The organism is Exiguobacterium sp. SH5S13 (genome assembly GCF_004337085.1).
Classification (GTDB): Bacteria; Bacillota; Bacilli; order Exiguobacteriales; family Exiguobacteriaceae; genus Exiguobacterium; species Exiguobacterium aurantiacum_A.
On sequence record NZ_SJUS01000012.1, the window covers coordinates 22,488 to 35,639 of the forward strand.

The window sequence follows — 13,152 nt, forward strand, 5'->3', positions numbered from 1 at the left end:
TTGAAGGAAAGGGTGAATTCTACAAATGGAAACTCTCGTAGCACTATTACCGATGATCCTTATTTTCGTCGTGTTCTACTTCTTGTTGATCCGTCCACAGACGAAGCGACAAAAGCAAGTACAAACGATGCAAAATGCGCTTGAGCGTGGCGATCATGTCGTGACGATTGGCGGCCTTCACGGTGTCGTCCATCAGATCGAAGACACAGAAGTCACATTGAAATGCGACCAAGCACTTCTCAAGTTCAATCGCAGTGCGATTGCTGAAGTGACGAAAAAAGGAAACTCTTCATTCGCTGAGTAAGCAAATGACGCCTGACCAGTATATGGTCAGGCGTTTTTTCGTGCGGGTAATAGGCGAGGGAGGATACGACGAGCCCCTTCTTGACCGCCGTAGATGGCACGAGCGAACGGACCGACGATCAAGTCGGCGTAAGCGCCAGTCATGTAGAAGTTGTCCGTCCAAGCGAGTGAGGCATCGAGTACCGGTGTGCCACACGGGGTGAGCGGTAAGTCGAGTTGCTCCATGAGCGGCCGTAAAAACGTCTCTTTCGGATGGAGCGGGCGGATCCCCGTGCAGCAGACGATCTCGTCAGACGGCAACGCAATCCCATCGACGACTAACTGGTCACCGTCACGGACCGCTTCTCCAATGATGTGCCGGATTTCACCAAGTTGCACGAGCCGCTTCACTTTCAAGACGAGGTCGTTCGGGGATGTCCCCGGCTTTCGTTCTTGCTTGACGAAGTCACGTTTCTCAATCCAATTTTCTTCCAACTGATGAAAAGCGCGTAACCCCTTTGGACCCATAAAACTGCGGTCGGCGTCGAACTGGCTCACCTCGAGCGGGCGCTTCGTCACGAGCGTGACGTCATGGCCTTTACTATGACGCGATACCGTATAATGTAACGCCGTGATCCCGCCGCCGACGACGGTAACGTTCGATTGTTCCGGCTGATCGTTAGCTGAAAAGACGTGTCGGCATGTCGGGATGTCCGCAAAGCCCGGTAGATGCATCGAGCTCGATTGACCGGTCGAAACGATGACCGTCTCGGCGGTAATCCGTCGAGTTGATGTCGTCACTTCGTAGACGTTGCCGGACCGTTTAATCGAGGAGACAGGTTGATTGCCTAAAAAGCGAGAACGAAGATTAAAGTCCGCAATCACTTGATCACAGTGATCGTTGAACAACGCTAAAGACGGTCGGCCGAACGTATCCTTGAAATGATGAGAGCCATAGTCGTTCGCCGCCGCGAACTGTTTCAACGCGTATGGATTAGACGATATATGATGGACGCGCGTCGAGCGCAAATGTGACATTTCAATATGAGCGGTTTGGGACTTCCAATTCTTGAGTAGTTGATCGTGAGCGTCAATTAGCAGAAGCTCTTCTAACGCACCGCCTTGTTCTAAATAAGATACAGCGAGGGTCATACCGTGAACGCCGGCGCCGATGATTAATACCCGTGTTGACAGATCAGTCATGCTTCCACCTCTTAAATAGTAATAGTTACGATTTGTATCATAGAGTAAGTGTCTGCTTTTTGTCAAACTTCGTCAATCTGTCGAATCATCGACCTCATTTCCAAAAATCAAATTGATTAGTGAAAACGTTTGCATTAATGTCAAGTTGAGAAGAAATTGGAAATGAGGAAACGGACATGGACGTTAAACGATTATTACAACCAATCAAAAATTGGCAAGGTTGGGCTCGCGTCAAACAAACGAAAGGCCGTTCATTGATGCGACGGAAGATGGCGATCGCGCTCGTGCCGACAATCATTGCCTTGCTCCTCGTCGGTGCGCTCGGTTCTTATCAATTGCAAAAGGCTACTGCTGAGTACGATCGGGTGTTGAACGAAGGTCTCCGTGACATGTTGATCGCCGAAGATTTGGCGTTGACCGTCACTGATGCCGAGCGCTACTTGAATTATTATTTACTCGTCTCGAACCCGAAGACGCTGATCAGTTTAGAAGCGTCGCAACAAAAGCGCGACGAATTGATGGACGCCCTCAATGCGTCTTCATCTGACGACAAAGTGCTCAACTGGCTTGGGGATCTAGAGAAGTTTAATCAACTGCTCGACACTGAGATGGCACGTGCCATCGAACTGCGCCAACAACAAGATGAGATCGGGTACAAGACGGTACTCAACACGAGCGTGACCCCGACGACCGATCGGGTCCGGATGACGGTCACCGATCTCGTCGCTCATCAAGCGGAGATGTTGGACGAAGAGACGGCGGCGGTACAAGCAAACGCTGGCACCTCGATCGTCTGGATGATCATCATCAGTATCATCGGTGTCGCCATCGGGCTATTGTCGCTCTATGCGCTCCAAAAACTGTTCTTAACACCGATCAACCGTCTCGTCCGTGAAGCACGAGTCGTCGCGGAAGGAGATTTGACCGGGGAAGACATCGTCGTCAAATCGAATGATGAGCTTGGTGATCTCGTGACGGCTTTTAACGAGATGAAACGCAACCTCGTCGGGTTGATCCGCCAGGTCGGCGCGGCCTCGGATAAAGTGACGGCGTATTCGGAAGAGCTATACGCGAGCACGGACCATGTCGCGACGACGACCCAAGGCGTGGCTGGACTGTTCGAAGACATGAATATCGCGGCCCAAGTGTCGGCCAAGCGCGCCGAGGAAGGGACGTCTGGCGTCAATCAGGCCGTCACCGGCTTGAATCAAATCGCTGCCGCCTCCCAAGGTGTGAATGAACAGACGATTCATACACTTGAGGCTGCGAGCGGCGGACTTGAGACGATTCAGTTGGCCGAGAGTCAGATGCAAGAAATTCAACGGGCCAACGATTTGACCCAACAGATGGTCGAACGTCTTTCGAACCAATCGCTTGAGATTGAAAAGATTACCCGGTCGATCACGGCCATCACCGAACAGACGAACTTGCTCGCTTTGAACGCCGCCATCGAGGCAGCGCGGGCTGGCGAGCATGGAAAAGGATTCGCGGTCGTCGCCGCCGAAGTCCGAAAACTCGCCGAAGAGTCGAAACAATCGGCTAAGCAGATTCAAGCGGTCGTTGTCGATATCCAACGGGACACGAAACAAGTTGAGGCGGCGTTTGACGTGACGAGCGGGCATGTGACGAACGGCGTCGCCCAAATGGGTGAAGTCGCCGGGGCGTTCCGTGAAATCGTGTCGGTCATTCAAGAGACATCGCGTCAGATGAGTGAAATTGCCGCAGCGACAGAGGAAGTCAGTGCGAATACGACCGAAGTCGCGGTCTCGGTCGAGGACATGTCGACGAACGCGGTTTCGACGCAACGCAGTGTCGAAGAAGCGGGGGCGAACGTGGAAGAACAGCTCGCCGCGATTCAAGAAATCAATGGCATCGCCGAGACGATGAGCCATATGTCGGTTGAGTTGAAAGATCTCGTCCATTTGTTCAAGACTTCTACACCGCATTGAAAAGGGGTTTAAGTGTGGACAATACGAGCGATTTAATCGGGATATTAGTAGACAAGACAGCAAGTGATGCAGAAAGAGACGATGCTGCTATCGATTTGGGTTTTATTTCAAAAAACGAAGCAGTAGAGATTGCATTGTTGACCGTCGCAAATGATGAAGGCACGGATGAGATGATTCGAGCAAGTTGTGGAGAATCTTTAGCACAAATTTGGATTGAAAATAATGTATTAAACCTTAAAAACATTTCATTGCTGACAGGAATCGCTTTTTTTGAAGCGCTAGAAATTTTTAAGAAGAAAAACTCTGAATGATGAGTAGAGAACAAAATCATCTTAAGTGAACTACTATCTATGAAATGAAAAGAGGTCATTGAGACGGATAATCCGTTTCAACGACCTCTTTATTGATAGGTGCATAGATTGACACATGTCTTCGTTACATTAAAAGGACGAGGCTCGCTGCCATGACCATCATTCCGGCGACCATGCCGTAAATCGAGTGATGGGCCCGGCCGTATTCACGGGCGGCCGGTAACAGTTCGTCGAGCGAGATGAATACCATGATTCCGCCGACGGCTGCGAACAACAAACCGAAGATCGTATCGTTCAAGAATGGCATCAAAATCAAGAAGCCGACGATGGCACCGACCGGTTCCGCTAGACCTGACAGGAACGAGAGTTTTAACGCTTTCTTCCGCGAGCCGGTCGCGTAGTAAATCGGCACCGACACGGCAATCCCTTCCGGAATATTGTGCAAGGCGATGGCAATCGCGATGGCGATACCGACGGCCGGATCATCGAGCGCGGAGATGAACGTGGCCAGTCCTTCAGGGAAGTTATGAATCGTGATGGCGAGCGCCATGAACAGACCCATTTTGTGAAGCCGTTGCTTCGTCTCCTGATTTAGCGGAGCGGGCTCATCCTTAGTTGCGGTCGTGGCTAGTTCTTGAGACGATGGGTCGTTTTGCATCGTCTCGACGAACTTGACTTCATGCGGGTTTTCAGGGGAAGGGATCAACTTATCGATTAACGCGATCAGGAGCATCCCCCCAAAAAATGCGAGCACGGTATAAATTGTGCCGGCCTTTTCCCCGTGGGCACCGACGAGTTCGACAAGCGCTTTCGGGAAGATCTCAATGAACGAGACGTAAATCATGACCCCAGCCGAGAAGCCGAGCGAGATTGACAGAAAGGCTGTGTTGGTCCGCTTCGCGAAGAAGGCGATCATGCTTCCAATCCCGGTCGCGAGCCCAGCGAATAGTGTCAACAAAAAGGCGAAAATAATTGTACTATCCATTGTAGAGGACTCCTTTGCAAACGTAATATATTTTCGATAATCATAGCATAACGTAAGTTTTGCCCTAACGCAACTTTTAGTCGTTCGGGCAAAAAAACCAGAAAATATCGAGGGTGGTGTTACAATTTTAGGAAAATGATTGATAAATGTTTAGAATATTTGTAATGTTAACGGGAGAAGTTTTATATAGAACACGTATCTAGAAAGGAAATAGCCGTATGTACAAAAAAGGGAATATCGCGATTTTTGCGGTCATCATGATCGCGACGATCTTGCTCGCCGTCTTCACGACGCCATGGGTCGTCAAGAACACGAACCTTGGACTCGACTTAAAAGGCGGGTTTGAAGTGCTGTACGAAGTCCAGCCGCTCGAGGACGGCGATGTCATCGACCAATCAGCGATGAATGCAACGGTTCGCGCTATCAACAACCGCGTCAACGTCTTAGGTGTCTCTGAACCGGATATCCGGATTGAAGACGAGAATCGCATCCGCGTCCAACTCGCAGGCGTATCGAACCAGAACGATGCGCGGGAAGTGCTGTCATCGACAGCACAACTCACGTTCCGTGATATCGATGACAACGTCTTGCTCGACGGGAAAGACCTCGCACCGCGAGGCGCTGCCATCAGTTATGACCAACAAGGAAACCCGGTCGTCGAGTTGACGCTCCAGTCAGCCGATAAGTTCGGCGAAGTGACGTCGCAAATCGCACAGCGTCCGGCGCCGGAGAACCGTCTCGTCATCTGGTTAGACTTTGAAGAAGGCGATTCATATGAAGAAGAGATTCAAAAGGAGAACTCGAAAATCGTCTCAGATGCTTCGGTCACTGGACCAATTCTATCTGACAAAGCGATCATCTCGGGCGGTGACATCGATGCCGAGAGCGGACAACGCTTAGCCGACATTTTGAACGCCGGGGCGCTTCCAGTCAAGCTTGAAGAGATTTACTCGACGTCGGTATCGGCCCAGTTCGGACAAGACGCGCTTGATAAGACCGTCTTTGCTTCGCTCATCGGGATTGCAGCTGTCTTATTGTTCATGCTGTTCTTCTATCGTTTACCTGGACTTGTCTCGATCATTACGCTCGTCTTGTATATCAATTTGATCATGTTATTCTTTAATGGAATCAACGCCGTCTTGACGTTGCCAGGGATTGCCGCTCTCGTCCTCGGGGTTGGTATGGCAGTTGACGCGAACATCATCACGGCCGAGCGGATTAAAGACGAGCTTCGTTCAGGCAAGTCGGTACTGTCGGCGTTCCGCGCCGGTAACCGCCGTTCGCTCAGTACGATCATCGATGCCAACTTGACGACGCTCATCTCAGCCGCTGTGTTGTTCTACTTCGGGACAAGCTCGGTCCGAGGGTTCGCCATCATGCTCATGATCTCAATTGCGATGACGTTCATCTCGAACGTCTTCATCTCACGTTATTTGATGCACCTCCTCGTCGCTAGTCGCTTGTTCGACAAACGTAAAGGCTGGTTTGGTGTGAAGGAGAGTGAAATCCGTGAACTTTAAGCTCACTGAATTAAACTATGTGAAACATATGCGCACGCTGTTCATCATCTCGTGTGCCGTCGTTATCATCGGTCTCGGTATTTTGTTCTTCCGAGGGTTAAACCTTGGAATCGACTTCGCGTCAGGGACGCGTGTCGAAGTGCAGACGGAGACACAAGTGTCACAACAAGAACTTGAAGCCGCCTTTACCGAAGCGGGCGTCGACGAGTCGATTTCTTCGATTCAGTACGCCGATGGAGGGGCGCTCGCGAACGTGACGTTCGTCGGTCAGCTCGGCCAGGATGAAGTCGCTTCAGTCAAGACTGTATTCACGGAAACGTTTGGAAGTGATCCGAATATTAGTACCGTTTCAGCCGAAGTCGGCCGCGACATCGCCCGTAACGCCATCTATGCGGTCGCTCTCGCGTCGCTCGGGATCATTCTCTACATCACGTTCCGGTTCCAATTCTCGTATGCGGTCGCGACCGTCGTCGCGATGTTGCATGATGCGTTCTTCATGATCGTCGCGTTCTCGATTTTTGGGATCGAAGTCAACTTGTACTTCGTCGCTGCGATCTTGACGATCATCGGGTACTCGGTCAACGATACGATCGTCACGTTCGACCGATTGCGCGAGAATATTCAAGCGTACGAAAAAGAGCGGAAGATCAAGTCGATGGACGTATACCGCGACATCGTCAACACGTCGATTCAAGAGACGATCGTCCGTTCGGTCAACACCGTCATCACCGTGCTCGTGACGGCGCTCGCTTTGTACATCTTCGGAGCCGAATCGATTCGCGGCTTCGCGGTCGCACTTCTCATCGGACTTGTCATGGGGATGTACTCGTCGCTCTTCATCGCGTCATACCTCTGGCTCATGCTCAAAAAATTAACGATCAATAAAAAGAAACAAGCCACACCCGCCCCTGAGGCGTGATGACAAGGTCTTCCGATTCGTTCGGAGGACCTTTTTCATATGTCAAGACGGCAAAACACGTCTCTGTTCTGATATAATCAACAGTTGATTGGAGTGAAGGATATGTATCATGCAAAGAAACGGTGGGTGTATCCGGAGACGGATGCGACCGCGATCGAACAACTACAGACAGAACTAAATATATCGGAACAACTCGCGACGTTGCTCACGCAACGGGGCCATCGAGAGCCTGACGCAGCGAAGGCGTTCCTCCAGATCGAGGACGAACTCGAGTTCCACGACCCGAACTTGTTCGAGCAGATGCCGAAAGTCGTCGAACGCCTGAAGCGAGCGGCTGACGAAGGCGAGATGGTGCTCATCTACGGGGATTACGACGTCGATGGGGTCAGTGCCTCGGCCGTCATGTGGCATGCGTTGACTGAGATCGGGGTCATGGCCGAGTGCTATATCCCGAACCGGTTCACGGAAGGATACGGGCCGAACAAAGAAGCGTTCAGTTGGGCGGCAAGTGAAGGGTTCACGCTCGTCATCACGGTCGACTGCGGGATCTCGGGGATCGAAGAAGCGGCGCTGTTGAAAGAACTGAACGTCGACTTGATCATCACCGACCACCACGAGCCGAAAGCGACGCTACCTGACGCGTTTGCGATCATTCATCCACACATCGATCCGTCGTATCCATACGACAAGCTCGCCGGAGCCGGAGTCGCCCTTAAAGTGGCACACGCCGTGCTCGGGCGGATGCCTGACGAGCTGCTCGACTTGGCTGTCCTCGGGACAATCGCCGATCTCGTCCCGCTCGACGGAGAAAACCGTCTGCTCGCGAAGCTTGGTCTAAAGGCGCTCGATGAATCGAAGCGGCCCGGGATTTTAGCGCTGCGCGAAGTGTGTGCCTTGACGGACAGCACGCTCAACGAAGAGTCGGTCGGGTTCGCGTTCGGTCCCCGCATCAATGCGGCCGGACGACTTGACTCGGCGATGCCAGCCCTCCAGATGCTGCTCGCCGAAAGTGTCGAAGAAGCACTCGTCTTAGCGAATCAACTCGATAAACAAAACAAAGAGCGTCAAGACATCGTCAAGACGATCGCGAAAGAAGCGACCGAACTCGTCGAAGCATCGATGACGGACGACCGTGTCCTCGTCGTCGCGAGCGAACGTTGGAATCCGGGCGTCGTCGGAATCGTCGCCTCACGTCTCGTCGAGGCGTACTATCGACCGGTCATCCTGCTCTGCCACGATCCGAAGACGGGGAAAGCTAAGGGTTCGGGCCGCTCGATCGATGGTTTTGACTTATTTAAAGAGCTTTCTAAAAACGAAGATATTCTCCCGCACTTCGGAGGACACCCGGCAGCGGCCGGGATGACGCTCATGTCAGAGAATGTGGCTGAGCTGAGACGACGCTTGAACGAGCAAGCGGAATCGATTCCGGACGAGACGTTCGTCGCCCGCGTGAACGTCGATTTGAAGCTCGACGTCAGTGACGTATCGCTCGACTTGATCGCAGAAATCGGCAAGCTCGCCCCGTTTGGGATGGGCAACCCGTCACCGCGGGTCGTCGTCGCGGACGCGAAACTGCGCGATATCCGTCAAATCGGGCGCGACAACACGCACCTTAAAGTCCAGCTTGCTGGAGACAAGCGCGAACTCGACGGCATCGGCTTCGGGTTCGGTCACGTCGTCTCGGAAATCTCGAAGATGGCACACATCTCGGTCATGGGGAGTCTCCAAGTGAACGAATGGAACGGGATGCGCAAGCCGCAACTCATGATTCAAGACATCCGTGTCGATGGGTTCCAAGTGTTCGATTATCGAGGCAAGAAAAACTCGATTGATGAATTGAGACAGCTTCCGAGTGACGCGACATCGTACGTGTCGTTCAGAGGCGAGTCGAACGAGTTTTCCCTCCACGATTTCAAAACGCCGGTCAAACGGTTCGTCGTCTTGCTCGATTTACCGGACGACGAGACGGCGCTGTCCGACCTGCTCAACGAAGACGTCGAGCGCGTCTATTGCGCGTTCGGCCAAGCGGGTAATTCGTTTTTCGAGAAATTGCCGAGCCGGGAAGATTTCCGAACGTATTACGTCCATATGGCCACGTGCGAACGGAAACACCTGCGTGAAAACTTGATTCGTTTGTCAATCGAACGAAAATGGACAAAAAATACGATTCAATTTATGCATCAAGTATTCTCTGAACTCGAATTTCTTGTTACAATGGAAGACGGACTGCCTGGAGTGAATCCAGAAGCACCGAAACGTGATTTGACCGAAGCGCCTTGTTACAAACGTCGCGTCGGACGAGAACAACTCGAAGAACGTTTCGTCTATGCGTCGTTGGCAGAGCTGAAAGAGCGGTTACAATCATTGCGATCGAACAAGATGCAGGAGGCTTACACATAAAATGGATTTCAAACAGCATATTAAAGAAGTAGCGGATTACCCGAAAGAAGGGATCAGCTTTAAAGACATCACGTCGCTTATGCAAGACGGACCTGCCTATAAGAAAGCGGTCGACGAATTGATCGTCTACGCGCAGGAACGTGGCGCTGAACTCATCGCCGGACCAGAAGCACGCGGATTCGTCGTCGGATGCCCGGCGGCTTACGCCCTCGAACTCGGCTTCGTCCCGGTACGTAAAGAAGGCAAGTTACCGCGCGAGACGGTTCGCGTATCGTACGGTCTTGAATACGGCACGGACATTTTGACGATGCACAAAGATTCAATCAAGCCAGGTCAGCAAGTCGTCATCCTCGACGATTTACTGGCGACGGGTGGCACGATCGAAGCGACGATCAAAATGATCGAACAACTCGGTGGTGTCGTTGCTGGAATCGGGTTCTTAATCGAACTCGACGGCCTCGGTGGACGCGAACGTCTCGAAGGATACGACGTGTTCTCACTCATCCGCTACGAAGACTGAGGAAACGGGAAGCTCATGCTTCCCGTTTTTTGAATAGTTTTTGAGGAAAACAACCTACAACCTTTGACAGGTCGTCAGATTTTTTTGATAATGGTAATAAAAAATAGAACAACTTGAACGCAAACTACTACCATGCTGCGACGAATCCGAGACGTTGGGAGCGGTAAGAAAAAGGGTGTCGAATGTTATGACCAAAAAACAAATCGTAAGTATTGAGGATCTTCTCGACGCGCTCGGGAAGTATATGGATGAGCATGATGTTGCCGAAGTGAAACGCGCTTACGAATACGCAAAACTTCATCATACCGGTCAGTTCAGACGTTCAGGTGAACCCTACATCCTGCACCCGGTACAAGTGGCCGGTATTCTCGTCGACATCGGCTTAGATGCGACGACGATTGTCGGTGCCTTGTTGCACGACGTTGTCGAGGACACGGATGTCACGCTCAAAGAACTGACTGACGAATTTGGGGTTGAAGTCGCCATGCTTGTCGATGGTGTGACGAAGCTTGGGAAGATCAAATATAAGTCGAAGAAAGAAGAACTCGCGGAGAATCACCGTAAGATGATTATCGCGATGGCTGAAGACGTGCGTGTCATCTTGATCAAACTCGCCGACCGCTTGCACAACATGCGGACGTTGCAGCATATGCCAAAAGAGAAGCAAGTCCAAAAAGCCGAGGAGACGCTTGAAATCTTTGCGCCGCTCGCGCACCGAATGGGGATCTCGACGATCAAGTGGGAGCTCGAAGATATTTCGTTACGCTATATCAACCCGCAGCAATACTATAAGATCGTCTCGATGATGAAACAGAAACGGACAGAGCGTGAAGCGCTCGTCACGTCGGTCATCACTGAAGTGAACGCCGTGCTCGATGAAGTGAGTATTGAAGCCGATGTCAACGGTCGACCGAAACATATTTACTCGATTTACAATAAGATCGTGAAACATAATAAAGAGTTCAATGAAATTTACGACTTGATGGCGGTCCGGATCATCGTCGATTCGATCCGTGATTGCTACGCTGTCCTCGGGATCATTCATACGCAGTACAAGCCGATGCCGGGTCGTTTCAAGGACTATATCGCCATGCCGAAACCGAACATGTATCAATCGCTTCACACGACGGTGATCGGACCGAAGGGTGAGCCGCTCGAGGTGCAGATCCGGACGAAGGACATGCACTTCATCGCCGAGTTCGGGATTGCCGCGCACTGGGCTTATAAAGAAGGCAAAAACGTCGCGACGAACGGGTTCGATGAAAAGATCGCCCATCTTCGTGAAATTTTAGAGCTGCAAAAAGATACGACCGACGCCGAAGAGTTCATGGAGTCGCTCAAAGTCGACTTCTTCAGCGACATGTTGTACGTCTTTACGCCGAAAGGTGACGTGTTTGAGTTGCCGAAAGGCTCGGTCCCGATCGACTATGCGTACCGCATCCATACCGAGATCGGTCATCGGATGACCGGTGCGAAAGTGAACGGACGCATGGTGCCGCTCGACCATAAACTCGAGACGGGTGACATCATCGAGATCATCACGTCGAAACATAGTTATGGACCGAGCAAGGACTGGCTCAAACTCGCCGTCTCGAGTCAGGCGAAGAATAAGATCCGCCAATGGTTCAAACGCCAACAACGTGAAGAGAACGTCGAGAAAGGCAAAGAACTCGTCGATGTCGAGATCAAGAAGCTCGGCTTCGAACCGAAAGAAGTCATCGATGACCAGTCGATCAGCATCGTCGTCGAGAAGTTCAACTTCGGGAACGAAGAAGAGATGTACGCCGCCGTCGGCTATCACGGCATCACCGCGGCCCAAGTCGCGCACAAGTTGACGGAGAAGCAACGGAAAGAGCCGAAACTCGAACTGTCTGACGCGATCAACGAACTAAAAGTCAGCCAGTCACCGAAGAAGAAGACGGCCGAGGCCGGCGTCTCGGTCAAAGGGATCGACAATATGCTCATCCGGATGAGCCGGTGCTGTAACCCGGTGCCGGGCGACGAAATCGTCGGATATATCACCCGCGGTCGCGGCGTCTCGATCCACCGGAAAGACTGCTTGAACATCATCAACGAGCAACACCCGGAACGCCTCTTGACCGTCGAGTGGGAAGCGGGCCAGGCGAAAGAGAAGAACTACAACGTCGATATCGAGATCACCGGTTATGACCGGTCGGGACTGTTGAACGACGTGCTCCAAGCCGTCTCAGCGACGAACACGAACATCATCGCCGTCAGCGGGCGTGGGGACCAAAACAAACAAGCCCGCATCTCGATGACGATCTCGATTCCGAACGTGAACCATTTGCAAAAAGTCGTCGACCGGATCAAACAGATCTCGGACGTATACTCGGTCAGCCGAGTCATGATGACGTGACGAAAGGAAGATTTTAAGTGCGTGTATTGTTGCAACGAGTGAAGGAAGCATCTGTCAAAGTCGATGAACAGACGGTCGGACAAATCGACGCCGGCTATCTGCTTCTCGTCGGGGTGACCCATGAGGATACCGAGCAGGAAGTGAACTGGCTCGCCGATAAAGTGGCGGGGCTCCGTGTGTTCGAAGACGCGGACGAGAAGATGAACTTGTCGATTCAAGACGTCGCCGGCAAAGTGTTGTCAGTGTCGCAGTTCACGCTGTACGGCGATACGTCGAAAGGCCGCCGTCCCGCGTTCACGCAGGCGGCGAAACCCGACATCGCCGAACGTCTTTACGAACAGTTCAACGACCGTTTGCGGACGCACGGACTCGTCGTCGAGACCGGAAAGTTCGGGGCGATGATGGACGTCGGGCTCGTCAACGACGGTCCGGTCACGCTCATGCTCGAAAAAAACGCTTGACAGAAGGCGCCAAAATTCGGCATCATGAACCATATAACCTAACACCTATGATAAAGAGAAGTACGGTCACCCCACCAGCAAAGAGAGCGATGCCGAGGCTGAAAGCATCGACTGGATGATGACCCGAACGACACTTTGGAGGTGCTTCCTTGAACGTTTAGTAGGGGAAGCCGTTTCATCGGGCGTTAACCGATTTCGAGTGGCAGAGTATCGATTTTGGCTCTG

Annotated in this window: 9 protein-coding genes, 1 pseudogene and 1 other annotated feature (1 of these 11 cut by a window edge); of the genes and pseudogenes, 8 read left to right on the forward strand and 2 right to left on the reverse strand. The window is 52.0% G+C overall.

Annotated elements, in window-relative coordinates; all coding sequences use genetic code 11:
• The first annotated feature begins 25 nt into the window (after positions 1–25).
• Complete coding sequence (gene yajC / locus EVJ30_RS07980; RefSeq protein WP_070327676.1) at positions 26–304, forward strand: preprotein translocase subunit YajC; 279 nt, start codon at positions 26–28, stop codon at positions 302–304.
• A gap of 26 nt (positions 305–330) precedes the next feature.
• Here the strand turns inward: yajC and EVJ30_RS07985 are convergent, their stop codons facing one another.
• The gene (locus tag EVJ30_RS07985) at positions 331–1,485 is read right to left on the reverse strand and encodes an FAD-dependent oxidoreductase (protein WP_131468636.1); all 1,155 of its coding nucleotides are present in this window, start codon (positions 1,483–1,485) and stop codon (positions 331–333) included.
• 176 nt (positions 1,486–1,661) lie between these two features.
• Here EVJ30_RS07985 and EVJ30_RS07990 point away from each other — a divergent pair, with 176 nt between their 5' ends.
• Together EVJ30_RS07990 and EVJ30_RS07995 are read left to right on the forward strand one after the other, a co-directional pair.
• The gene (locus tag EVJ30_RS07990; RefSeq protein WP_131468638.1) at positions 1,662–3,434 is read left to right on the forward strand and encodes a methyl-accepting chemotaxis protein; all 1,773 of its coding nucleotides are present in this window, start codon (positions 1,662–1,664) and stop codon (positions 3,432–3,434) included.
• Positions 3,435–3,448: 14 nt separating this feature from the next.
• On the forward strand, positions 3,449–3,745 hold the full coding sequence (locus tag EVJ30_RS07995; protein ID WP_131457363.1) for a hypothetical protein: 297 nt from the start codon (positions 3,449–3,451) through the stop codon (positions 3,743–3,745).
• Between the two features lie 124 nt (positions 3,746–3,869).
• Here EVJ30_RS07995 and zupT read toward each other — a convergent pair whose 3' ends face one another.
• On the reverse strand, positions 3,870–4,730 hold the full coding sequence (gene zupT, locus EVJ30_RS08000; RefSeq protein ID WP_131457361.1) for a zinc transporter ZupT: 861 nt from the start codon (positions 4,728–4,730) through the stop codon (positions 3,870–3,872).
• Between the two features lie 218 nt (positions 4,731–4,948).
• Here zupT and secD point away from each other — a divergent pair.
• The 5 genes and pseudogenes from secD (at position 4,949) to dtd (ending at position 12,927) form a co-directional block, all read left to right on the forward strand.
• Positions 4,949–7,169 (forward strand): annotated as a pseudogene (gene secD, locus EVJ30_RS15345) (protein translocase subunit SecD).
• A 102-nt stretch (positions 7,170–7,271) separates the two neighbouring features.
• Complete coding sequence (recJ, locus tag EVJ30_RS08010) at positions 7,272–9,569, forward strand: single-stranded-DNA-specific exonuclease RecJ (RefSeq protein ID WP_131457359.1); 2,298 nt, start codon at positions 7,272–7,274, stop codon at positions 9,567–9,569.
• A 1-nt stretch (position 9,570) separates the two neighbouring features.
• Positions 9,571–10,089 carry an adenine phosphoribosyltransferase gene (locus tag EVJ30_RS08015; RefSeq protein ID WP_016508814.1) on the forward strand — a complete coding sequence of 173 codons (519 nt, stop codon included), beginning with the start codon at positions 9,571–9,573 and terminating at the stop codon, positions 10,087–10,089.
• 187 nt (positions 10,090–10,276) lie between these two features.
• The gene (locus EVJ30_RS08020) at positions 10,277–12,466 is read left to right on the forward strand and encodes a RelA/SpoT family protein (RefSeq protein ID WP_131457357.1); all 2,190 of its coding nucleotides are present in this window, start codon (positions 10,277–10,279) and stop codon (positions 12,464–12,466) included.
• Positions 12,467–12,483: 17 nt separating this feature from the next.
• Entirely contained in the window at positions 12,484–12,927 is a 444-nt protein-coding gene (dtd, locus tag EVJ30_RS08025; RefSeq protein WP_131457355.1) for a D-aminoacyl-tRNA deacylase, read from the forward strand.
• A gap of 38 nt (positions 12,928–12,965) precedes the next feature.
• Positions 12,966–13,152, forward strand: a binding site (T-box leader) (it continues 48 nt past the right edge of the window).

Excerpts from the sequence above, each read along its gene's own strand:
- yajC (WP_070327676.1), top strand. The coding sequence starts at position 26 with ATGGAAACTCTCGTAGCACTATTACCGATGATCCTTATTTTCGTCGTG.
- EVJ30_RS07985 (WP_131468636.1), bottom strand. The coding sequence starts at position 1,485 with ATGACTGATCTGTCAACACGGGTATTAATCATCGGCGCCGGCGTTCAC.
- EVJ30_RS07990 (WP_131468638.1), top strand. The coding sequence starts at position 1,662 with ATGGACGTTAAACGATTATTACAACCAATCAAAAATTGGCAAGGTTGG.
- zupT (WP_131457361.1), bottom strand. The coding sequence starts at position 4,730 with ATGGATAGTACAATTATTTTCGCCTTTTTGTTGACACTATTCGCTGGG.
- recJ (WP_131457359.1), top strand. The coding sequence starts at position 7,272 with ATGTATCATGCAAAGAAACGGTGGGTGTATCCGGAGACGGATGCGACC.
- EVJ30_RS08015 (WP_016508814.1), top strand. The coding sequence starts at position 9,571 with ATGGATTTCAAACAGCATATTAAAGAAGTAGCGGATTACCCGAAAGAA.
- EVJ30_RS08020 (WP_131457357.1), top strand. The coding sequence starts at position 10,277 with ATGACCAAAAAACAAATCGTAAGTATTGAGGATCTTCTCGACGCGCTC.